The following is a 25233-nucleotide window of genomic DNA, read 5'->3' as shown; positions in this document are numbered from 1 at the left end:
TTTTAATTTGTAAATCTTTTGAATTAAGAAATTATGTTACACGATCCTAATCATCTTTACATTTTCGACACCACCTTACGTGATGGCGAACAGGTACCAGGCTGCCAATTAACTACTCCAGAGAAAATTGAGATTGCTAAAGACTTGGAAAAACTAGGGGTAGATATTATCGAAGCCGGTTTCCCAGTGTCTAGCCCTGGTGATTTTCAATCGGTGGTAGAATTATCTAAAGCGGTGAACGATGTTATTATATGTGCATTGACCCGTGCCAATCAAAACGATATTGACGTAGCTGCCGAAGCATTAAAATATGCCAAACGCCCACGTATCCATACCGGTATTGGTTCTTCGGACATGCATATCAAATATAAATTCAACAGCACAAGAGAAGAAATTTTAGAACGTGCTGTTGCGGCTGTAAAACATGCCAAATCCTATGTAGAAGATGTCGAGTTTTATGCAGAAGATGCTGGTCGCGCAGACTTGGAATTTCTAGCTAAAATGGTTGAGTCGGTGATTGCGGCTGGTGCTACGGTGGTCAACATCCCTGATACAAACGGTTATTGTTTACCGGACCAATATGGTTCAAAAATCAACTACCTAAAGGAAAATGTACGCAATATCGATCAGGCAATTATTTCGGCACATTGTCACAATGACCTAGGACTTGCAACAGCAAATTCTATCGCTGCCATACAAAATGGAGCCCGCCAGGTAGAATGTACGATCAACGGTATCGGCGAACGTGCCGGAAACACGTCGCTTGAAGAAGTAGCCATGATCCTTAAGGTGCACAACCAGTCGTTTGGAAGCTTAACATCAAACATCGATAGCCGCATGTTTACGTACTTATCGCGCAAGGTAAGTGAAATGATGAACATGCCTGTCCAACCGAATAAAGCGATCGTTGGCCGTAATGCCTTCGCGCATAGTTCGGGTATTCACCAAGATGGTTTCCTAAAACACCGCGAAAACTATGAGATCATCAGACCAGAAGATGTTGGTTTGATTGAAGCTGATATTATCTTAACTGCACGTTCAGGAAGACACGCCCTTAAACACCATTTGGAGCGTTTAGGCTTCCATCTTGAAAAAGATGATTTAGCAGATTGCTATCAACGCTTCTTGGTTTTAGCCGACGAAAAGAAAAATATTTGTGATGATGACCTAAAAAGCCTCATCCAGGAAAAAATATAAAAAAGGAAGGCTGCAGATGCAGCCTTTTTTTATCATAAATACATTTTTTTTAAAGGATACAAATGACACATAGCTGATTATTATTTTAGCATGTATTCAGACGATCTTCCATTCAAAATCAACTAAATTTAAACACTGTATAGGTAGAATCTCTCATATAACAGCGAATATCTGCGTTTTATTTGCTACCTTAACTAGGCAATCATCTAACAATGAATCTATCAACCTTAAACATCAATTCAGAAGCTACACTTGACCGCATCAAGTCTGTGGTCAACAGAACACCGCTTCAATATAATCGGCATCTATCCGAAAAATATGGTGCCGAAGTCTATCTAAAACGGGAAGATTTACAAGTCGTACGTTCCTATAAATTACGCGGTGCCTACAATAAAATTATTTCCTTAACAGCGGAAGAGCGACAACGCGGCGTTGTATGTGCGAGTGCGGGCAACCATGCCCAGGGCGTTGCTTTCTCCTGCAATAAACTCGACATCCAAGGCGTGATATTTATGCCGGGTCCTACACCACGCCAAAAGATCTCACAAACGGAAATGTGGGGTAACGGTAATGTAGAGATTATCTTGACAGGAGACACTTTTGATGACTGTCAAAAAGCGGCGCTGGCTTACACAGAAGAGCATGGTATGACTTTCATCCCGCCATTTGATGATCTCAAAGTTGTGGAAGGACAGGGTACTGTAGCCGTTGAGGCTTTACAAGATCTTCCCGATATGGATGCCATATTTATCCCAATTGGTGGGGGTGGACTTGCCGCGGGAGCGAGCTATTACCTGAAGAGTAAAAACAAAGCGATCAAATGTTATGGTGTTGAACCCGAAGGAGCTCCTTCTATGCAAGCGGCCTTGACACATGGCGCACCGATCGAGCTCGAGCATATCAACAAATTTGTTGATGGAGCCGCCGTTAAAAAAATCGGTGCAACGACATTTGAAATTGCGAAACAATTGTTGGATGATACACGCTCTATTCCTGAAGGAAAGATCTGTACATGTATCCTAGAGCTGTATAATAAGGATGCAATTGTCGTTGAGCCCGCGGGTGCTTTATCGGTAGCTGCTCTTGAATTTCACAAAGATGAAATTAAAGGCAAGAAAGTCGTCTGCATCATATCCGGTGGAAACAACGATATAGACCGCATGAGTGAAATCAAAGAATTGTCTCTGCTTTACGAAGGATACAAACATTATTTTATCGTTCGTTTCCCACAACGCCCAGGTGCATTAAAACTCTTCGTTTCTGAAGTATTGGGGCCTAAGGATGATATTACCCGTTTTGAGTTTATCAAAAAAACAGAACGCGAAAGAGGTCCAGCGCTAGTCGGCATTGAGCTCAACAAGCCTGAGGATTACGAAACATTGATTGAACGCATGAAAGAATATAAGTTTGATGTCATTGAAATCAACAAAGACCAGACACTATTTGAATATCTTGTTTAAATAATAGGTATAAACGGAAAAAGCCAGTGATTCATATCCTGGCTTTTCTCGTTTATATAACCAAAATACCTCACCCCAAGTCTTCAAAAAAAACTAATAATTCCATAACTTAAAAAATCTTATATTTCCTTTATTAAAAGATATTCAATAGCTGAGGAGAGATCGATAAATTATCTTATTTGGCCGAAGGCATATTGCATATAAAAAGTAATTTATCTAAGTTTAATTGTTTAATCAATAATATACGAAAAATGAGAGTACTAATTTTAACAATCCTGACCTTAATAGGTCAACTTACCTTTGCCCAGACCGACAAAAGTAAACGCCCGAGTCCTCCAGACAACACCAAAGTAACCACCACCGATGGTGTCACGATCGACATTAATTATAGCCGCCCTTCTTTGAAAGGCCGTCAGCTTGGTGTTGATATCGCCCCTATCGGCATTGTATGGCGTACTGGAGCGAATGAAGCGACCACCATCGAATTTAATAAAGATGTATTGGTTGAAGGCAAGAAATTAACCGCTGGAAAATATGGTCTTTACAGTATCCCTGGAGAACACGAAACAACAATTATGTTTAATAAAGTGTGGAATCAGTGGGGAACAAAATATGATGCCAACGAAGATGCCCTACGTGTTTCTGTTAGCAATGCCACAGCAAGCAATTCACAGGAACAATTTAAGATCAATGCGACTCCACAAGGAACTATTTCTTTGGAGTGGGGACAGTATGTCGTTCCATTTACGGTGAAAGCGAGCAACTAAATTAAAAACGCATTATCAATGTAATCGGTACGGTACGAGTGAACGATTTTTTAATCAAACAACGGGCCGTCCGATTACATGATTCTTCGCTTCTTTCAGCCCCATTTTAAGAACTTAATTACTTATCAATCCGCTTTATTCATTCCGTATTTTATCATAAAAGCATCGTATTCAGCCTCATCGCGGCACATCTTGTCATACCAGTTCTTTTTAAGAATCAGTGTGGTAATACCCAATATCAGTACACTGGTCAATAAGCCCTTTCCCTGTTGAATAACAATATACATCGGGATCAATGTCAAACAACATTGCCATACAATCCCCACCCCAACATTAAATAAATCACGCTTAAAGTGATCGTTTCTTTTAAGATCAGGGTATTTCTGCAATGCTTTTTGGTGAATTGGCCCCCAAAAGCCCCATGGGCGAACACGAACATAAAAATCAACCAACACAGATTCCTCAGTTGGCTTAGATAACCAAGTTCCAAGTAAGCAACCTAATAACGATAGGACAAACAAAAAGGGGAAATAATAAAGCGGCAAAGTATGTGGGAAAAACTGAGGCAGAATAATTGCGCCGAATATACCGGTCAACATTCCCCAAAAAAATCCCGTCCCATTAAATCGCCACCAATGCCACTTAAGCACATTCGCGGCGATATATCCACCATAGAGTGCCGAAACGATCCACTGCAGCACCGAATTGATGTTTTGGACATATAATCCGATGATCGTGCTACAGACAACCACAGAAACAGAAACAATATAACTCAAACGAATCTGTTTTTTAGGCGAAGCCGAACGATAAAAAAATTTCAGCAAGACATCATTGACCAAATACGCTTGCGCCGCATTTATCGTTGAAGCAAAAGAAGACATAAAAGCAGCCAGAAGTCCCGCCAATAGTAAACCTGTCAATCCAACCTTCCCAAAACGACTAATTGCTTTGGGTAAGATGATCTCGAAATCCATATGGCTTCCCATTGCTGTAAACTCATCCCGAAAGAACACAAGCGCTAACACCGTAAAACCCATGATCATCAGATAACGCGGGATCAGCAAGATAACAGATACCGAACCGCTCATTAATGCGGCCTCTTTTGGTGACCTACAAGCAAGAATCTTTTGCATATCATAGTTTGCCGCGGGCCCAGCCATACTCATGAAAATACCTTTGAAAAGCATCATCATCACAAATATGGTAAACAGGTTGTATTGATCATCGGCTATTCTATCCATAATAGAAGGGAGTACGTTACTCCAGTCCATATCCAAATGCCAGCCAAAGAAGGGAGAGTCCCATCCCTCAGGTGTATTGGCGGCCAACAATTCAGGACTTACCTGCTGCATTGCAATCACTGCGATTGCAATGCCGGATACAATCATGATAGCGAACTTCACCATATCTGCCCAAACGATACTATGCATGCCGCCAAGCATGACATAAAATGTCGTGATAGCAGTAAAAAACATGCCGTATAATTGGGGAACATACATCGGGTCAATAGTTAAGGGAATGAACCGCGAAAGCTGTTCCCAGGGGAAGAATACCTCCATAAATTTACCGATTCCGATAAAGCCGTAACATAGAAAACCCAATACTGCTACAATAGCGTATAGAATGACAATGGTGTAAGCTCCATCTGCACCCTTACCATGCCCAAAACGGGTTCGGATCCATTCAGCTCCCGTCAAAACATTTGAACGCCGCAGCCATATCGAAAGGTAAACCATCAGGAAAATCTGATTAAAGACAGGCCATAACCAAGGAATCCACATACTCTTGAGGCCATAGACAAAGGCAAGATAAACCATCCACATTGTGCCCGAAATATCGAACATCCCCGATGCATCAGAAATACCAAGCATATAGTAAGGAAGTGACTTCCCTCCCAAGAAATAAGAGTCGAGATCCTTAGAAGCTCGCTTTTTAAGAATCAGGCCAATGACAATCATCGTCAGCAAATAACAGACAATGATCACTATATCTATTACGGAAAGTTCCATGAATATTCTTCTCGTGGTCAACCGCAATCTACAATTATATTTCTACTTCTCCAATTGGCCAATCACGACCGAAACTGGGTAATGATCTGATATTCCTTCGAGATCAGGACCATTGTGCACTTCGACCTTCTGAACCAAAGGCGACAATCGCTCCGACAATAAGATATAATCTAGCCTTTCCGACACTTCAGCTAATCGGCTGTCGCCCCAATTCCAGCCATATAGTGTTGCTGTAGGAAAACTGACCCGCTTATTTTCTGGAAATACAGTACGTCCGATACAATCATCAAAACCTGCAGCAATAAAAGTCGACAGCACACTATAGTCAAAACGCTGGCCACGCATATTGCCATATTCTGGATGCGCTTGATCCCAATTCGATAAATTCTTTCTCAGTTGTGCTTTGTGTTCCAGCCAAATTGCATCCAATGGAGAATAAGCATTGAGGTCCCCCATGATCATACAGTTATTCAAGGAATTACTTTTGATATAATCCACAATCTGCTGTGCTTCTTTTAATCGATACTTCCAGGAAAAAGGGCTGAGATGTGTGACTATAATGTCAATATCTTTAATTTTAACATGCAACATACCATGCCAAAACTCATCCACCTGGGCTTTGATCAGGGTAATCGGGTAGCGAGATGTAATCCCTACTGGATAGCCCTTCTCCTTGAGTAAGACGCTGTAGTGGTGTCCGTAGGATTCGGCCAGCTGTTGAAGATCGGCCTGTTTGAAATCGACCAGTTCTTCCAAAGCAACAATATCCGGTTGCTGTCGTTCCATCCAATGGACAAATTTATCCGATCTTGCTTTCGTATGCTCAAATCCATTCCAGATATTATAAGATATTATCTTTAGCGGTTGATCGGCCTGAGATTTCACTGTCAAACACAGCAAGAGTAAAGCAATCACTCCATAAAACTTGATCAGATCTTTCATTTATATACTCCTAAATATCGATTTTATAACTAACAATAAGCCTTTATAACTAACAACAAGCCGGGCTATCCGATCTAGAATAGGAGACCGGCTTTCAATTTTCACATCCTATTATCAGGCCCGTTTCACACCGTTTCGGGAACAAATTCCAGATTCCATAACATATAGCGCATTGCGACCAATAAGCTGGAGGACATTGTCAACCGAGGTTGCCGAGCGCAAACCGTCGGATGCTGTATTTAGACAATAATCCAAAAGCCGGTCAACCGAGGATACGGCAACATGCATTCGTGTATCACTCGATGCATAGTAGATATAAACCATGCCATTGGGATTCATGATCCAACCGTTAGAAAACAACACATTGGAAACATCACCGATCCGTTCTTCTCCCTCCGGAGCCATCAGATAACCCGCAGGCTCGGCGATCAATTGGCTTGGATCATCCAGACTGGTGAGATAAAGGTAGAGCACATAACGTAACCCTGCTGCCGTCCCCCTTACGCCATGGGCAAGGTGTAGCCAGCCTTTCTCCGTTTTTAAAGGCGCAGGGCCCTCACCATTTTTCAGCTCTTTAATCGTATGATAAAAACGTTTGTTGATAATTTGTTCTTCAACAACAATGGCATTTTTAATATCATCAATCAATGACCATCCAATTCCGCCACCACGTTTTGCTAGGATAAAATCATCTTGTGGCCGTGTATAGAGGGCATATTTCCCCTGTACAAATTCGGGGTGCAATACGACATTTCGCTGTTGACTGCTCGCTTTCAGATTGGGTAAACGCTCCCAGTGCTTCAAATCTTTTGATCGAATGATCCCTGCAGAAGCAACGGCACTGGAGAGATCCCCCGGAGCAGCTGCTGCATCGCGTTTTTCACTGCAAAAAATACCATACACCCAACCGTCTTCATGAGCAGTCAGCCGGATATCATATACATTTGTTTCCTCTTTATCCAAATCTGGAAGTACCAATGGCTGATCCCAAAAACGAAAATTATCCACCCCATTTTCACTTTCTGCTATCGCAAAAAATGATTTCCGGTCAGCCCCTTCAACCCGAACAAACAACAGATACTTTCCTTGCCAATAGAGTGCCCCCGCATTCATTGTTGAATTGAAGGTGATTCGCTCTAGAAAAAGCGGGTTTGTCAAGGGATTAAAATCGTAACGCCAGGTCAACGGGATATGTTCTTTGGTAACAACAGGATATAAATAACGCTTAACAATTTTTCCTGGATTAGACAGTTCAACATTAGTTCTCTCCAATAATAAGCGTTGTGATTCGATAATATAAGCTTGCTGACGTTCAAATGATTCGGCCATAAATTTAGTTCAGTTCAAAAAAATAGTTACTTTACAAGTTTTCGGGATAAAGCGGCATACGGGTCACACGATGGAATGCCGTACCGCTACCAGTAGCGACCTCAAGATCAAATATCACTTCTTTTGTTTTCGGATCAATCTCCACAACACGTCCGCCCAAACCAATAGAAGTTGCTACCCCCATACCCGGACAAAATAAAACATGTCCAGTTTGCCCCAAATATTGTACGCCCGATATGGCCTGTGAAAAGCCTTGCGTGCCACGATCTTTTCCATAAGACCATACTTGCTGTACCGTTCTATTGGTCAGGTCAACCTTATATTCCACTACCCTGCTAAAGCTTTTCACCCCGGGAGCAAAATTTGATTTCCATTGCCGGTTATACCCATTGTCAAAAACCAAAATACGATCCTTACTCAACGCGACAGGTGTATGTGGCCCCCAAGGCCAATCAAAACCTGCAACCGCAGCATCTCCATTGATCACTGCTGGGTCTGTAATTGCAGTGCCATCTTCGGCAATTGGCTTAAGCAACAAGGTCTGATATTTGGCTCCCCAATTTTTATGGGGCGATATAATCCATTGCGTCACTCCCGAATGATTAAAACTGAAAATCCCCTGATAACGTGCCGTGGCCAATAAATCTTCGCCAATTTCTGTAATTGAATTATTATGTGCCCAATTATTTGGACTCTGCGAGAAGGCCGGTGGCGTAATACCATCGGGCTTGATATAACGCGTTGTATCCAGTTGCTTGGCAAGATCCCATTCATTAACTAAGACACCTGTTTGTGGATTCAATTCGATGATAAAGTCGTTAATACGCGGTTCGCCATTATTTAAACGTGCCGCAACTTTGGTTACATTGATCAAGAAATTACCATTGGCAGCTTCACTAACCTCATGGTGAAATCCATAGCCAAGTTTTGCTAGATCCCATTGATTGACCAAGTTTCCAAAGAGATCAATTTCAACAACACGTTGTTGCGACTGATCACCGGAAATAAAGGTCCCTTTTTTGGTCCGCTTAAGGCCTATCGATCCGGAAAACTTCTGTAAATCAGGCGATTTTTTCAACAGCAACAACCAACGCAATTCCCCCTCGTTATCAATCATATAAGGTAAAGAAGTATCTAATTCACTCTGACCAGGATAACTCACCAAATTGATCCCAGGCTCCATTTTCTCGGTTTGCCCCTTGACAATCTTCCATTGGGGAAAGTCTTGTACTGTTATAGCTTGTGTGACAATATGTATCGTTGTGCTACCGCGCTCGTTGCCTTCCCGGTCAGTAAAAGCAAGATCGACCACATTATCATAATCGGCATATAAGCCTAATATCGGTACGTTTTGACGTGGTGTATCATCGTTACATAAATGCGTAATGGCACCCAATTTGCCATGCTTACCATGCACAGTCACCCGTACTCGACCATAGGTCGGTAACCATACATTTACCATGGCCGACAGTGGATTATAACCCGAAGGATCGAGTTTAATATTTTCAACAATAAAATCGAGCGAAGTACCTTTGGTAGGTACCTCCACCTCCGACCCGTCGCTAAAGGAGAGTTTTGTACGCCAATGTGCCAGATCAGAAGTTATCTTGAGAATATCTTTTACGGGGACATTTACGGCTCCCTTCTCAAAGTTGAAAACATACTCTAGTGTATGCTGATTGACATCAAGCAACAATTCTCCAGCATCAATTTTGGATGTCAATGCCAGCTTGGAAGATAATTCATTCGTTGTTTCCCGATCTTTCTTACAGGAAAAAAATAACAGAACAAAGCATATAAGTGGCAAAATCAAAGTAGTGAAAAATCTACCCATCCGTTGTACTGCAATCATACATATTATTGTTTAAAAGAAATTTCAAAAAGTATTCCGGCAGAGGCATCTACTCCCCTACCGGAAAAAACTAACACTCAACTGTGGAATCGAGAATAAATTTTTATTTGTCTTCCGACCTTGTCGGAAGTACTATAGTGACCTATCGCCACAATGGATGTTGTTGAATCTTGGTATTGGTATTGATTTCCCCTTCAGGAATAGGTAAATAATAATGTTTGGGTTGGAAATTATTGGCTCCTTGTTTTTTATTATCCACAAAAACCTGCTTCATTTCTGTAGGAGTATACCAACGTTTCAAGTCAAAGAAACGATGTCCTTCGAAGAAAAACTCCAGTTCATTTTGCTTGATAATTTCCTTCATTAATGCATCAGCATTTGCCCAAGTTTTATTGGCTAATCCTGCTCTATCTCTGATGCGTTTTAAACTAGATGTTGCACCACCCAAATTTCCGTTTTTAGCACATGCTTCTGCATGTAGCAAAAGTACTTCTGCAAAACGAAATACCCGAAGATTGTTATTTCTATTTGATGCATCATACATACTATTGGCGCCAGCGACATTTTTATAGAAATTAGTATACTTTTTGATTAAGAAACGGCCTTGTTTTCCATTAACCGCCGGAAAAACGGGCTCGCCACGTTGCCTTTTTGCACTTGCATTATCCCAAAGTTTGTCAAATGACAAGTTACCAAACCAAGCTCCGTCAGTCAGGCCAGTTTCATAGTCTGAATATTTCCAAAAGAAACTTGTGTACATTCTTTTGTCAAATTTTGTATCTGCACCAATCGGTCTTTCTTCACTGGTAAAATCGCGAACAACAGCTGCCCCAGGCATTAACTTGAACCAAGCTCCAGTACCATCTGGCCCTGCGAAATTGGGTAGTACAAATCCCATCGCACAGGATGCACAATCAACGCCCCAGTTTCCATCACCACCAAATCGACTATCATAAACCAATTCCCACACAGACTCTTTATTTAATTTAGTTGTTTCTTTAAAATTATCATCAAAGTCCGCAACTAGATCGTATGTATAAGGGGCGCTCAACAGTGCTTTCAGTTCTGTCTCTGCTTCCGAATATTGTTTAGTATAAACAAGAGCCTTACCTAAATAGGCCACCGCTGCCCCCTTAGTCACGCGCCCTGCCTCAGCAGCTGGTCGTGTTACAGGAAGATAATTTTTGGCGACTTTAAAATCTGCAATAACTTGTTTCCATACATCAGCTTCTGGAGAAGATGCTTTGTTGACACCATCTGGATCATCTCCTGCAGGGAGCAAACGCAATGGTACATCACCATAATTAGCTGCTAATAGAAAATAATACATACCGCGTAAGAAACTCGCTTCACCTATCAGCTCATTCTTTCTGCCTTCGTCCATGGAAACCCGAGGAACATTCTTTAAAAACACATTGGCTCTATTAATCCCCGTATATAAACTACCAAAATCACTTTCTGCAGTACCTGGAGAGTTTAAAAAATTAACATACTCCCACGTAAAAGGTTCTTCTCCGGTTAGGAACCACATATCATCCGCTCGATTCATTGTTTGATAACCGCCATACGCACCATAGTATCCTGACATTTGGGAACGTATCGGCGAATAAATTGTAGGCATTGCCGCCTGAGCATCAGATTCAAGAGCCCAATAAGTTTCCTCTACAGGAAGATTAGGATTAACTCGATCTAAAAAGTCTGACTTACAACTTCCCAATAACAGAAGAAATGTCGCTGCAGTCGTATATTTTTTTATTGAAGATTTCATCTATATCGTATTTAAGAAATAAAATTTATGATCTAAAAATTGGCTTTGCCGTTAAAAATTAGCCTGAATACCAAACATAATAGTTCTTGCTAATGGAAAACGACCATGGTCTGTACCCGCTGTCAATACGCCCGAAGGGGTTCCATTATCGCCATTATTTTGCCCTAAATCCGGAGTATAACCTTTGTATTTTGTGACGGTAAACAAGTTGTCCGCCGCCAAAAATATCCTTCCATTTTTCAATGTCGCTTTGCTCAACCATTGTGATGGCAATGTGTAGCCCAATTCTATCGTCTTAAGACGGAAAAATGCACCGCTTTCCATCCAGCGGTCACTCACTCTGCGTTTATTGTCATTTTGATCCTCTCTGCTGTAGCGTGGAATATCCGTATCTGTATTGCTCGGTGTCCACGAATCCAATAGACTACTCGAGTGATTGTTCACTTCATTAGTCTGTTCCATACGGGCTCTGGTATAGTTGTAAATTTTGTTGCCATACATTCCATCAAAGAAAAACGCAAAATCGACGCCTTTATAATCTAACCCACCACGGATCCCATAAGCTAATGTTGGAAATGGACTTCCTACATATTGACGGTCATTGTTGTCTATTCTTCCATCGTTGTTATAATCCACAAATTTTATATCTCCTCCTTTAGCATTTGGCTGGATTGTCGTTCCATTTGCAGATTTGTAAGCCTGAGCTTCAGCATCAGATTGGAAAAGGCCATCGGTTTTTATCACCCAGAAACCACCAATTGGATAGCCAACTTTAGCCCAGGTGATTGTCCCTTCGCCCTGTGGGTTATATCCACCAAATTCCTGTACATTTCCAACCGTTACGGCTTTCACTTCATTTTTTACCTTTGAAGCATTGACACCAATGTTATAATTTACATTTCCGATTGAATTTTTATAGGTTGCTAAAAGTTCAAATCCGTTATTTCTAATCGTTCCTGCATTCAATGTAGGCGCTCCCTTTAAGCCAGCTGACGGCGGTTGATTGATCCCCAATAGAATATCTTTGGTTTCACGAACATAATAATCAGCACTGATATTCAACTTATTTTGCATAAATGCCATATCAACCCCAATATTGCTGGTAGCTGTTTCTTCCCAAGTTAGATTTCGAGGAGAAACCCAATTAATACCAGTGCTGGCACCTTGCCACCAAACCCCTCCTTGGATATAGTTTATACCATATGAAGTGATGCTCTGAGTGGTATAATTTGGAATCTCCTGATTACCTAATCGACCATAACTAGCACGCAGCTTAAGTTCATTCATTGTACCTTTTGCCGATTCAAAGAACTTTTCATTCATGACATTCCAGCCTACTGCAACAGAAGGGAATACACCGTATCTCGCACCATCAGCGAATTTAGAAGAACCATCACGACGCAATGAAGCCGTCAACAAATAGCGGCTATCATAGCTGTACATGAAACGACCAAATTGAGATATCAACGCGGACTCATTTAAACTTCCTGAAGTTGTCTGTTCTGCCGGAGAAGCTGCATCAATCGCATCCGTTCCTAAAGGAAGGCTGTTTCGACTGGCTCCAAATCCTCTATTGGTATTCTCTTGTGCTGAATATCCTGCCAAAACTGAAATAGTATGTTTGTCGAAAGTATTATCATAATGTAAGGTATTTTCAACAAGCCATTGGTTATTAAAAAAGGCACTTTCACTTAAAGAAGATTTACGTAAATCTGCGCCATAGGTATAAGCATCATTTTTATTATAATTTCTTCCGGTTGTCCTATTCACCCCCATATTTAATTTATATTTTAAACCTTTCAGGAACAAGTCTACCTCGGCGTAACCATTCAACATGAAATCCGTTTGATAGACATGTTTATTGTATAGATTTAAATAACCAACTGGGTTTTCGAGATTCTTCATCCAAGGAGCATAAGTAGCATATCCTCCTCTAACACTTGAATCATATACGGGAAGCAGCGCATTTTGACGTAAAATATCTGTAATTGTTAGATCAGAAAATTTACGGTCGCCTGATTTCATCAAAAATGTGTTCCCCACACGAACATGGTCATTGAAAAAACTAAACGTATTCTTTGTCCGTATATTGAAAGCTTTATACCCGGTTGTCTTCAAAATCCCTCGCTGATCCAAATAACCTGCAGACACATTATAGGTAGACCGCTCTCCTCCACCAGCAATATCCAAATTCACCTTATTCACTGGAGCAGTGTCAAATACCTCATCCTGCCAATCTGTATTCGCATTGAAGCTTTCTGCTTGAGTAGGTAAATAGCCATTATCTTTTTGGAATTTTTTCCATTGTGGTCCATCCATCAAATCCATTTTTTTTGGAAGACTCTGAATACCTGTATAAGCATTTATCCCAAGAGTTGCCGGAGAGGACCTTTTACCACCTTTAGTCGTAATGATAACGACACCATTTGCTGCCCTTGACCCATAGATCGCAGCTGCTGACGCATCTTTCAATACTTCCAATGAGGCAATATCATTTGGATCAACTATATTGATATCCCCGAATACACCATCTATTACATAAAGCGGCGCATTATTACCTAGCGAACTTAGCCCACGAATATTAATACTCATACCAGAACCTGGACTTCCACCTGCGTTTGACACACTCACACCAGCAATACGACCTTGCAATGCTCCTGAAGCACTTTTAGCTAAATTAGATTGTAGATCCTTGCCCGTCACGGATGCCACTGCACCAGTCAAATCACTTTTTTTCACCGTACCATAGCCGATCACCACAACTTCATCTAATTCCGTACCCGACTGAAGTACAACACTATAGATTGATTCATCATTGACAAGCACCTCTTGCTCCTTCATCCCCACGTAGGTAATTTTTAAGGTTTTGCCTTTCGCAACATCAAGTGTAAAAGAACCATCGGCATCTGTTTTCGTTCCGCTGGCGCTGCCCTTGATATTGACCGTAGCTCCTGCCACTGGCTTATTATCCGCATCGAGGACTTTGCCCCTCACCTTTTGGGATTGCTGTGCAAAGGCTAAGCTCCCATAAGTGGAAAGTAAGAGTAGTAAAGCTGTTTTTCTCATATTGTGTGTATTTAAGGTTTACAATAAATAGATGGTTTGTATAATATGTCTATACTTAATTGGTATTCTTATATCGGTTTGTTTGACGAAATTAGAGAAAAGGAGAAGCCGTAAATAGCAAGATCAACTCATTTGTATTGTACTTTTCATTCATATTTCTCCTGGGAAAAACACAAAAATGTCAACACAAACGATTGCGCAAAATAGAAATGACAATAAAATAGGAAAAAAAATGAGGCAACAGAACAATACCGTAAATAATTAAAAAACAGTACATTAAAAACAAAGAAAGGTCGCTTTATTGAACTTTAGACTCACTTGTATTGAATTATCTAGCAAGAGGAACAGGGGTAATCAATAATTAAATAGCGTTGAAACGCCCCCATATTCACAGAATAGTTGACTTTATTTAGATAGACGTATATAGATCTTTCGTTTATCTAAAAAAGAGAAATGGAAAAAGAAAAAATTAGATGATCATCTGTTGCTTGCGGAGACTATTTCTATACTCGACGGGAGTGAGGTCCTTTTTCTTTTTAAATACACGATAGAAATACGAAACGCTGTTAAAGCCACATTGTTCGACAATATCGGCAATCAAGGTCTCTTCTTTTAGTAGTCGCACAGCCATATTGATCCGAAAATCGAGCAGATAATCGGTAAAATTCATCCCTGTAGTCGATTTCAGAAAACGGGAAAATGTTGATTTGCTCATGTTCATCACCGCGGCAACCATAGGAAGGCTCAATTCTCTATTTACATGGGTAACGATATATTCCTGCAATCGTCCCATCATCAATTCGCTATTGCTCAGCACTGTATTGGTCGCAGTAGATAATACACGGATATCTTCACCCTTGGACAATTCGTACAGCAACACCAAAAGTTTCATAACCGAATAGAATCCATCCCTTTCCAAAGTCAGTATGCGTAACAGCGGTAATACCCGATCTACTGTTTCTTTACCAAAAACTACACCACGTGAAGCTTTGGATAATAACTGCTGTATACTTGCAAACTGCTTTTTATCCAGATACTGTTCAATTAACGAAGGGTGAAACTGAATCGTGATCTCATGAATATCATTCGATTGGCAATCGCCATCTTTCCAAGCGTGTTCAAGCTCAGGACTTGCAATGAGTACCAGATCCCGCTCGCCAATAGACTCTATCGAGTTGCCAATGATACGTTGTGCCCCCACTGCCCCCTCAACATAATTGAGCTCATATTCTGGGTGAATATGTACAGGAAACGTAAAAGAAGATTTTCTCCGATCGAAGACCACAAAGCAGTCATCGGAAGATAATGGCGATTTCTCTCTAAATATATCAGGTCTCATAATTGGATTTTCCCCTCCAGTAAATTACCCAAACTTAAAAAAATAATATGTATAATCCATTGGTACTTCAGCACATTTGCCGGCCGGCCAACAGGAGCCTGCCAAAGTTGAGCCCTAACTTCGGGGTATCCAAATCAGGTTAACGCAGATCAAGTGAAGCATATCGATCCATCTAAGCGAAACTTGAGCAACAAAAAAGGTTGCCTTTTACGGCAACCTTTTATATTCGTTTTGATTTTCACCTTATTTTTTAAGGTATTTTTCCAAAAATTGATCCTGTTCCCAAAGTAAGTGGAAGATATTTTCCTTGGCAACATAACCATGCGCTTCACGTGGTAAAATAACCATTCGCACAGGTGCCCCCAAGTTTTTCAGGGCCTGGAAATAGCGTTCTGTCTGCAGGGTGAATGTTCCGGGATTATTATCGGCTCCGCCATGAATCAACAAAAGTGGGGTTTTCATCCGATCAGCACTCACAAATGGAGACATCGTCATATACAATGCTGGATCATCCCAGAAGTTACGTTGTTCACTCTGAAAACCAAATGGTGTTAAGGTCCGATTGTATGCTCCAGAACGCGCTATTCCTGCGGCAAACAATTTTGAATTGGACAACAGATGTGCTGTCATAAACGCACCATAGGAATGCCCACCCACAGCAACTTTTTTCCGATCGATATAACCCAAATGATCTACCGCATCAATTGCAGCTTCGGCATTTGCCACAAGTTGTTCAATAAAGGTATCATTAGGTTCTTTTGTTCTCTCTCCAACAATAGGGAAGGCCGCATTATCCAATACAGCATACCCCTTCGATACCCAGTAGATAAAAGATCCATAACTTGGGAAGGTAAACTCCTTCGGATTCGCCGTACTTTGTCCGGCTGTATTCTTGTCCTTATATTCCCGTGGATAAGCCCACATTAGCAGAGGCAACTTCTCTTTCTTCGTAAAATCATAACCGGCAGGTAAATATAATGTTCCGGAAAGTTCGACTCCATCATTGCGCTTGTACTTTAAAATCTCTTTATGAACTTTTTCCAAAGACTTAAACGGGTTTTCCAACGTGGTGAGTGTCACCTGTTTTCCCGATTTCATATTTTTCATGAAATAATTCGGATAAATCGATGCCGACTGAAGCGAAATCAACAGATCACCAGTTTTAGGGTTCACTAGTTGGGTGATACGTTCCTGCAGTTCAGATGCTGGAGCAGTGTAGATGCGTTTTTTCTTCAATGAATGCAGATCAAGCTCATCCACAAAAGGAAACTCACCATTTTTAGTAAAACCCTTACCTACAAACAACGCTTTATCCTTATCTATATACATCGAATAAGTGCCTAAACTATTTTTTTCCATATACACATCTCCCGGATCATTATAGACGTCCTGACTGTTCCGGTCATGCAATAGTTTAGATTCTCCCGAGGAAGGATTCACCACAAAAGTTTTTGCATTTCTCGTATCATACCACTGCGAATTGATCAATGCATATTTATCATTCCCCCATGTTACACCAGCATAACGGTCTTTGATTTTAAAAATAAGCTTTCCCGCACCATTGTAAGGGTAAGATAAAGTATATAAGGCATCACGAAACTCCGCAGGTTTGTTCGCATCCCCGCCATCCAAGGCTTCTACATAAGCCAACGTAGCTGGCTGATCACTCCGCCAATGCCAGGCACGTTTTCCCGATCGTGTCGACGAAAAACCTTTGGGCATTACCTCTGTCAAGGCTGTCTCATTCACCAGCGCTATTTCCTTGCCCGATCGATCATATATACGAACCTGCTGTGGAAAAGACGAGACCGGAACTACGTAGGAATAAGGTTTTGCGATCGTCGTGATCATCACATACTCACCATCCGGCGAGAAACTGATCCCCGTATAAATGGCTTTATCTTTAAAGGAAGAAATCTTGCCGTCCAGATCTACAAGTTCAAGGTTGGATTGCACCAATGTTTCAAAATTCACTTCATCCTGCGGATTTTTAAGCAGGTCTTGGTATGTCCTCAATTGGGACACCTTCCCATCACTTGTTGAGACAATAGGTCCCGTCGGCAAATCTTTTGAAGGATCCAACAGTGCAGCCCTATCCTTTGGCAGGCTTGTAATCAGTAAACCGGAAGAATTTCTCAGCCACTGAAATGGTGCTGTCAATGTTCCATTCAAATTGTAAGCTGTCAACTGTTTGACATTTCGCGTTGCAAGATCAATGACAAATAAGGCCGTTCCACTTTCATTTGTATTGCTAAATGCCAAACGCTTATTGTCTGGAGAGAACACAAAATTGGCCATCGCCGCTTTTTCGGGCATCCCCGTGAAGTCGGAAAATTCCATATTTTGTCCTATTTTTTTCAAGGCAATCTTATCGAAAAAGATTGTCGAGCTTTCCATGTTCGTTTTAGGATTAATCCGCAATCCAGCCAGTTTCATTTCTTCCTGGCCTAAGTCTGCCAGGCTTTTATATGTAGGCCGGAACGTAAATAACATCCAATTTCTATCGCTTGAAATCTTTATTTGAGGGGGGCGCACATAATCGGCTAAGGCCAAAATTTCTGTAGAGGGTTTTTGAAAGGTAATGTTTTCCTGCGCTTGCGTCTGTAGCGACGCTAGAAGCAAGAGACCATAGAATAGTTTCTTCATAAATTTATTTTTCAAATTAGGGCAAAATAAAGTAATAAAATTTTCATAAAAAAGCAAGCTTTGTAGCTTTTTTATGACACTAAAATTAAACTTAAATCATTTGTAAAATAGTGGTAAAATTTACTAATTTAAAGTTATCCACATTTTCAAAACTAAGATAATCAACAACTTACAAACACTAATCTGCAGCAAACGCATTCTCTGACAAACTTTTACCCAAAATGTGGAAAAGTCAAACTACCGCATCGAAAGAAAATATAAGATATTTGTTAAGCTAATGAAAGAATTGGCAACTCAACGAAGTTTTTAAGTATCGAAACACAGACTTTTCTTTTTGATGAATTGTCTATTTTAAATGGCCAGATGCACCTTAAATCTGGTCTCCCCAATTAAAATTGATACCATTAACTCCGTACCGAGTTTTTCTATAAAGATTGGAATAAAAAAATAAACAAGTAAACATGGCAAGAATTATCAAATTTGAGAAAAACGATTGTGCTCCTTGTGCACAAGTATCGGCTTATTTGGATCAAAAAGGTATCCAATATGAAACGGTTAATCCTTTTGATGAACCAGACTTGGCCGCAAGATTCAAAATCCGCACAGTTCCTACGGTAATTGTGTTGGAAAATGAAGAGATTCAACACCGTATCATTGGCTTTAAACCAGAGGAATTGGCTGCCATTGCACTTTAATAAATTCAGCGTATCATTAAAATGAAACAGTGACATGATACACATTTATTATGATTCTAGAACGGGGAACGTACAACGTTTTATGGATAAAGTAGCTCAGATAACGGGTTGGCAAATTCATAAGATCACCGCCGATTTAACGGTAAAAGACCCTGGTCATTTGGTCACTTTCACCACAAATTTTGGACAGGTGCCCGAAAACACAAAAGAATTCATGAAACGCGAAGCTAAAAATATCTATTCTGTTACTTCCAGCGGCAACCGCAACTGGGGACCGAATTTTGGTCTAGCAGCTGATCGCATTTCACAGGATTTCGACATTCCACTGGCGTTCAAATTTGAACTGTCCGGAACAATGGAAGATATTAATCAATTTATTGACATCTTAAAGAACTTTTGCGATGGTAGCAAACGAAGTAGCAAAAAACTGGATATTGCTTAATAATGAAATCATGATTAAGCATGATGACGAATTCAGCTTACATAAAGATAAGGAAGCGGTTCGTGCATATTTCTTGGAATATGTAAATAAGAACACAGTGTTCTTTTATACATTAAAAGAAAAAATAGACTATTTGGTAGAAAACAACTATTATATTGACTTTTACCAATGGTTTACATTTGAAGAAATGGAAACGGTATTCAACTATGTGTATGCGAAGAAATTCCGTTTCGAATCTTTTATGGCGGCATTCAAATTCTTCCAGAGCTACGCTTTACGTGATGACTCTGGCGAGAAGTTTTTAGAGCGTTATGAAGACCGTGTAGTTGCTGTTTCCTTATTCTTGGCAAGAGAAGAGGGTGTTCAAAAAGCAATTGAGTACGCAGAAATCATGATCAATCAAGAATATCAGCCAGCGACACCTACATTCTTAAATGCAGGAAAGAAACGCTCGGGTGAATTGGTATCTTGTTTCTTGGATGAAATCGGCGACAACTTAAATGGTATCGGTTATGCTGTTGATTCCGCAATGAAATTGTCTTCTATCGGTGGTGGTGTATCGTTCAATATCTCTAAAATCCGTGCTCGCGGAGAAGCTATCAAAGGTGTTGAAGGCCGTGCCGGCGGTGTACTTCCAATCATGAAGATTATGGAAGATACATTTTCATATGCTAACCAGTTGGGACAACGTCCGGGTGCTGGTGCAGTATACCTCAATATTTTCCACTCTGACATCGAAGAATTTTTAGATTGTAAAAAAATCAACGTTGACGAAAAAGTACGTATCAAATCATTGTCGATCGGTATCATCGTTCCTGATAAATTCATGGAATTGGCAGAAAAAGATGAACCTTGCTATTTGATCTACCCACATACGGTGATGCAAGAGTATGGACAATTCTTGGATGAGATGGATATGGACAAGATGTACGACGAATTGATCACGAATCCAAACGTGAAAAAGAAAAAAATCAATGCCCGTCACCTTTTAGTTAAAATTGCACAGACACAAAAAGAATCAGGATATCCTTATATTTTCTTCAAAGAGAACACCAACCGTGCCCATGCATTGAATGAAATCGGTCAAGTGAAATTCTCGAACTTGTGTACTGAAATCATGCAAGTATCTCAAGTATCCGATATTGAGATCTATGGCAAACAGGATACGATCCGTTATGGTATCTCCTGTAACTTAGGCTCCTTAAATATTGCGACTGTAATGGACAACAAACGTATCAAAGAGACCGTAAAAACGGCTATGCGTGCTTTGACTGTCGTTACAGACGTGACCAATATCGATATGGTTCCATCTATTGCAAAAGCAAACCGTGAGTTACATTCTGTAGGGCTTGGTGCAATGAACCTCCATGGTTACCTTGCAAAAAGCTTCATCATGTATGAATCTAACGAGGCGCTGGATTTTGCCAATACCTTCTTTATGATGATGAACTATTATTCATTGGAAGCATCGATGGAAATTGCCAAAGAACGTGGTAAAACATTTGTTGGATTTGAAAAATCAGCCTATGCCGATGGCACGTATTTCAACAATTACATAAACCGCGATTACATACCTAAAACAGCTAAGGTAACGGAGTTATTTGAAGGAATACATATTCCAACAGTAGAAGATTGGTTGGAATTAAAAGCAAAAATCAAAGAACATGGTATTTACCATGCTTACCGTTTGGCTATTGCTCCAAATCAATCGACTTCGTATATCATGAATGCAACCGCATCAGTTATGCCAATCGTAGATATCATTGAGGTACGTGAGTATGGAGATAGTACAACTTACTATCCAATGCCATACTTGACAAACGATAATTATTTCTATTTCAAATCGGCTTATGATATGGATCAATTCAAGGTCTTAAAATTGATCTCGGTTATCCAACGCCATATTGATCAGGGTGTGTCTACAATTTTGCATACAAACTCAAAGGATTCGACAAGAGATTTGTCTAGATATTATATCTATGCACATAAATTGGGATTGAAATCCCTTTATTATACACGGACAAGAAAATCGACCATCGACGAATGTGTCTCTTGTTCAGCTTAATTTTGAGATTTTAGTATTTGGATATATAATGGGAGAAAGTCAAAAGTTGCCTACGCCATTGGCGGCTTTTGGCTTATCTAAAATCAACAATCCAAATACGTGATAATAAATGCCTAATACTTTAAACTAAAAATGAGTAAAACATATAAAGCTGTCAACTGGAATACCCCTGAGAACGATTATGTATTGATGTTCTGGGAACAAAATATCCGTCAATTCTGGATCGATACGGAATACATTCCTTCAAAAGATATCGATAGCTGGAAACGTATCAGTCCAGAAATGAAAGATGCGTATAAAAAAGCTTTAGGAGGATTAACCCTATTGGATACCCTTCAAAGCCATACTGGTATGCCTAAAATCATCGATCATATCGATACATTACAGAATAAAGCTGTATTGTCGTATATGTGTATGATGGAAGCTATCCACGCAAAATCGTATTCCACTATTTTCACGACAGTTTCTACAACCGCCGAAATAAACGACATTTTCGAATGGGTTCAACAAAATAAATATCTTCAATACAAAGCAGAAACGATTGATGGCTACTACCGTGCGATCGATAAAGAAGATGCTTCGGACGAAGAGATTTATATGGCGATGGCTGCATCCGTATTATTGGAGTCATTCTTATTCTATTCTGGATTCTTCTTGCCGTTATGGTTATGTGGCCAAGGTGAAATGGTTGCTTCTGCCGATATCATTAAGAAAATTATCGCAGACGAATCAATTCATGGTGTATTCGTTGGATTAATAGCCCAAGATCAATTCAAAAAATTAAAAAATCAAGATCAGGTAAAAGCTCGTTTCTTGGCCTTGCTTTACAATTTGTATGAAAATGAGCTGAAATATACAGAAGAGATCTATACTGAAGTTGGCTTAACTGCAGAGGTAAAAGAATATGTTCGTTACAATGCCAACAAAGCATTGATGAATTTGGGCTTTGATCCGATCTTCGAAGTAAAACAAGTCAACCCAATCGTATTGAATGGTTTGAATACTGAAACGACACAACATGACTTCTTCTCTAAGAAATCAACTAACTACGAAAAAGCAACGGAAATTGTCCATCTAAAAGATGATGACTTCAAAATGGATGTGGTCGTAGATATATAATATTGACGGTTCGTCAAACAAAAAGCCCCAAAGAAAATTCTTTGGGGCTTTTTGTTTGACGGGCAACGACTATTGTTGGAATGCTTTGATCGCCTGTCCGCGCCAAGCGGCATCAAGCGGTGCACCAAGCAACCATGTTAACGTAGGCGCGATATCATAAATCATCAAAGTTTCCTTGATTTCTTTCCCTTTTGGCACACCAGGTCCGGTCATTACCCAGGGAATCTCCACCTCGGCCAGCGATTTACCACCGTGTCCTTTTCCGGTACCGCCGTGATCCGCAGCAATAACAAAAATTGTTTCGTCTGCAATTCCTGCATCTTTTACAGCTTGCTGTAAGGTACCAATACGTCTGTCGACCTGTTTTAGTTCAGCATAGTATTCCGGTGTATTGTGCCCGATATTATGGCCTACACCATCAGGTTGGTCGAAATGCACAAAAGTAATCGTCGGTTTCTCCTTTTTTATGATATCCACGGTGGTATTCAAAGCCGCTTCATCATCATCCTTGGTGTTAATGACCTTTTGCACGACTTTGTTGTCGATCAAATAGCCTATACCCGGCCAGCTATGTACCACAGCAAACTGTGCCTTGGGATTTTTGCTGGCAACAGCATTAAATAAGGAAGGAAACATTCCGTTTGCTGTTTTGGTTGTAGAAGGGATTTCGGGTGTCTTGCTATCCCATTCTGTATATCCATGCGCGGTAGGACCAGCGCCCATAATCATGGAAGCCCAGTTTACAGCACTAGAGGAAGGTAATACGGTACGTACATGTGTACTATATGTCCCCTCCTGCATCATCTTTTTAAGATTTGGCATTTCCGCTTTTGGTAAAGCATAAGCTCCAAAACCGTCAAAACCAACTAAAACAACGTGTTTGATCTTTTTGCTCTGTGCCGATACCGCACTTGTGGATAGCCCCAGTACGATCAATGGTAATAATAGATTTTTAATTTTCATCTGTATAATTTTTTTTTTCAATTGCGATGAAGCTATCAGATTTATTCATTCCCTAATGTGATTGAATAAATCATGATGGTTTCATAATAAAATAACTTGGTATTCAATCAGTACGCAACCTCCTCAAGCTTTCTTGTATCCAGAATAAATAACCTGATGTTCCCGCCTATCCAATGAATCGTTCACATGCTAGATCAAGGTTTATCGATCATATTTTACAAGTCACGCTGGTAATAAGTTGACCTACCTCAAAAATAGAAATTTTACAGCGTCTATTATGTTAAGTAAACATTATTTAATCTCTCTAACCAATATGTTACAGAACAAAAAAAGACGCCGAAAAGTTATTTTCAGCGTCTTAACCTTATACCGTTTTACATCGATTTTAATACCCAGCTTTTGCCAACCGTGCATACATTTCGACAAAAGCACATTGATCGAGCAGCCATTTCGATTTATGTTGATCTTTCAGGGTCCAGTCTGCACTAAATAATCCTTCTTTATCGCGCATATGCTGCCAGGCAAATTCAAGATTCTTCACAAACACTGTGAGGTACTTTTGGTCGCCATTCACTACAGCGAGCTCTATGTAACCACGCATCATAACAGCATGAAACCACAAATTGCTATTTTTCAATTTTGGAAAATCCAATTTCTCCTTCGTTTCGAAAAAATAGCCTAAACATGCCTCAGCCAGCTGTTGTGCATCCTCGAGGTACCGTTTATTTTTCGTTAACTTATAAAGCAATGTAGCCGCCTGTAACATTTGTCCGGCGTTGTACGAAAACTTAGCTTTTCCAATGTTTCCATTGAGCTGCATATTGTCCCAATATAACTTATCTTCGGGATCCTGAAGATTTCTTTTTGTCCATTCATAAAGACGCTCCCCTTCTTGCAGATAGTACCTATCATTGGTTGCCATAAATAACTTAAGTGCAAATACACTTGCTGGTGCATTCGAACACGTATTTTTAGATTCCTTTTTCTGTTCACACCAATAAACGCCACCGCCTAATTTATCATCCTCCCCACTCTTTACAAAATTCCAGATCTCTTTGGCCGAAGTCAGGTAATTTGTTTTTTTTGTATGGATATAGCTATCTGTAAAATCGATACCCAACCAGATATTATCGTCATAAAAACGATCCGAGGGAGGAGCTGTATTTAAATAAGAAGCATAGCCAATAGGCGACCTACTTTCATCCCTATATTCCTGTAACCCCATCAGGACTTTTTTGTCGAGTATGAACTGAAATGCCTTTTTTGTTTTTGGCAATTCCATCAAGGCATTTACAGCCGAGAAACTACCCGAGAAAGGCCAGAGGTAAGCATATTTCTTATGCTGCGCTGCCTGTTGATTATTATCCAGATAATCGGCTTTAAAGTTTTCGTCAAATGGATATTTTTCAGCCAAGAGCTGATTCTTGGTATTTCCAAACTTGCTATAGATGCTATCTAAAGTTTGGATAGCATAGTTTTGAAAATTATTTTTTTGTGCAAATAAGGTTGCACCAATAAAGTTCAAGAGAAACAACGTAAAATATCTTTTCATGTGTTTTAGGTAAAAGAATAGT

The 25233-nt window shown here is 40.2% G+C and carries 17 protein-coding genes; 7 read left to right on the top strand and 10 right to left on the bottom strand.

Annotation, left to right across the window (positions count from 1 at the left end; all coding sequences use genetic code 11):
- The first annotated feature begins 33 nt into the window (after positions 1 to 33).
- From HS960_RS22860 to HS960_RS22850, 3 genes are all read left to right on the top strand, one after another.
- A complete protein-coding gene (locus HS960_RS22860) occupies positions 34 to 1197 on the top strand; it encodes a 2-isopropylmalate synthase (protein WP_120335010.1) in 1164 nt (387 codons plus the stop codon).
- A gap of 212 nt (positions 1198 to 1409) precedes the next feature.
- Positions 1410 to 2657 carry a threonine ammonia-lyase IlvA gene (gene ilvA / locus HS960_RS22855; protein WP_153844274.1) on the top strand — a complete coding sequence of 416 codons (1248 nt, stop codon included), beginning with the start codon at positions 1410 to 1412 and terminating at the stop codon, positions 2655 to 2657.
- 251 nt (positions 2658 to 2908) lie between these two features.
- Complete coding sequence (locus HS960_RS22850) at positions 2909 to 3424, top strand: DUF2911 domain-containing protein (RefSeq protein WP_153844275.1); 516 nt, start codon at positions 2909 to 2911, stop codon at positions 3422 to 3424.
- A 125-nt stretch (positions 3425 to 3549) separates the two neighbouring features.
- Here HS960_RS22850 and HS960_RS22845 read toward each other — a convergent pair whose 3' ends face one another.
- The 8 genes from HS960_RS22845 to HS960_RS22810 form a co-directional block, all read right to left on the bottom strand.
- Positions 3550 to 5433: a sodium:solute symporter family protein gene (locus tag HS960_RS22845; protein ID WP_159727359.1), complete on the bottom strand. Its 1884-nt coding sequence runs from the start codon at positions 5431 to 5433 to the stop codon at positions 3550 to 3552.
- Positions 5434 to 5475: 42 nt separating this feature from the next.
- On the bottom strand, positions 5476 to 6375 hold the full coding sequence (locus HS960_RS22840) for an endonuclease/exonuclease/phosphatase family protein (protein ID WP_159727361.1): 900 nt from the start codon (positions 6373 to 6375) through the stop codon (positions 5476 to 5478).
- Positions 6376 to 6489: 114 nt separating this feature from the next.
- A complete protein-coding gene (locus HS960_RS22835) occupies positions 6490 to 7704 on the bottom strand; it encodes a glycoside hydrolase family 130 protein (protein WP_153844278.1) in 1215 nt (404 codons plus the stop codon).
- 31 nt (positions 7705 to 7735) lie between these two features.
- Entirely contained in the window at positions 7736 to 9556 is a 1821-nt protein-coding gene (locus HS960_RS22830; RefSeq protein WP_228280112.1) for an aryl-sulfate sulfotransferase, read from the bottom strand.
- A gap of 142 nt (positions 9557 to 9698) precedes the next feature.
- Positions 9699 to 11324 (bottom strand): RagB/SusD family nutrient uptake outer membrane protein, encoded by a 1626-nt coding sequence (locus HS960_RS22825; RefSeq protein ID WP_159727365.1) that lies wholly within the window; start codon positions 11322 to 11324, stop codon positions 9699 to 9701.
- Between the two features lie 51 nt (positions 11325 to 11375).
- Positions 11376 to 14390, bottom strand: a complete 3015-nt coding sequence (locus tag HS960_RS22820; RefSeq protein WP_182330682.1) for a SusC/RagA family TonB-linked outer membrane protein — start codon at positions 14388 to 14390, stop codon at positions 11376 to 11378.
- Between the two features lie 469 nt (positions 14391 to 14859).
- On the bottom strand, positions 14860 to 15729 hold the full coding sequence (locus HS960_RS22815) for an AraC family transcriptional regulator (protein ID WP_159727369.1): 870 nt from the start codon (positions 15727 to 15729) through the stop codon (positions 14860 to 14862).
- Positions 15730 to 15972: 243 nt separating this feature from the next.
- A complete protein-coding gene (locus tag HS960_RS22810; protein WP_182330681.1) occupies positions 15973 to 18375 on the bottom strand; it encodes a S9 family peptidase in 2403 nt (800 codons plus the stop codon).
- Between the two features lie 461 nt (positions 18376 to 18836).
- Between HS960_RS22810 and HS960_RS22805 the strand changes: the two genes are divergently transcribed.
- From HS960_RS22805 to nrdF, 4 genes are all read left to right on the top strand, one after another.
- Positions 18837 to 19070 (top strand): thioredoxin family protein, encoded by a 234-nt coding sequence (locus tag HS960_RS22805; protein ID WP_046673718.1) that lies wholly within the window; start codon positions 18837 to 18839, stop codon positions 19068 to 19070.
- Positions 19071 to 19104: 34 nt separating this feature from the next.
- On the top strand, positions 19105 to 19512 hold the full coding sequence (gene nrdI, locus HS960_RS22800) for a class Ib ribonucleoside-diphosphate reductase assembly flavoprotein NrdI (protein WP_053003630.1): 408 nt from the start codon (positions 19105 to 19107) through the stop codon (positions 19510 to 19512).
- Positions 19472 to 21577 carry a class 1b ribonucleoside-diphosphate reductase subunit alpha gene (gene nrdE, locus HS960_RS22795; protein ID WP_153844284.1) on the top strand — a complete coding sequence of 702 codons (2106 nt, stop codon included), beginning with the start codon at positions 19472 to 19474 and terminating at the stop codon, positions 21575 to 21577. The genes nrdI and nrdE overlap by 41 nt, the downstream gene beginning before the upstream one ends.
- A 132-nt stretch (positions 21578 to 21709) precedes the next feature.
- The gene (gene nrdF / locus HS960_RS22790; RefSeq protein WP_070570180.1) at positions 21710 to 22696 is read left to right on the top strand and encodes a class 1b ribonucleoside-diphosphate reductase subunit beta; all 987 of its coding nucleotides are present in this window, start codon (positions 21710 to 21712) and stop codon (positions 22694 to 22696) included.
- Positions 22697 to 22765: 69 nt separating this feature from the next.
- Here nrdF and HS960_RS22785 read toward each other — a convergent pair whose 3' ends face one another.
- Positions 22766 to 23659, bottom strand: coding sequence for an alkaline phosphatase (locus tag HS960_RS22785; RefSeq protein ID WP_182330680.1), 894 nt, complete (start codon positions 23657 to 23659; stop codon positions 22766 to 22768).
- 385 nt (positions 23660 to 24044) lie between these two features.
- Positions 24045 to 25211, bottom strand: coding sequence for a glycoside hydrolase family 76 protein (locus HS960_RS22780; RefSeq protein WP_182330679.1), 1167 nt, complete (start codon positions 25209 to 25211; stop codon positions 24045 to 24047).
- Positions 25212 to 25233: the final 22 nt, after the last annotated feature.

Origin of the sequence: Sphingobacterium paramultivorum, from assembly GCF_014109745.1 — a bacterium.
Lineage (GTDB): Bacteria > Bacteroidota > Bacteroidia > Sphingobacteriales > Sphingobacteriaceae > Sphingobacterium > Sphingobacterium paramultivorum.
This window is presented reverse-complemented; position numbering and strand designations above follow the sequence as displayed.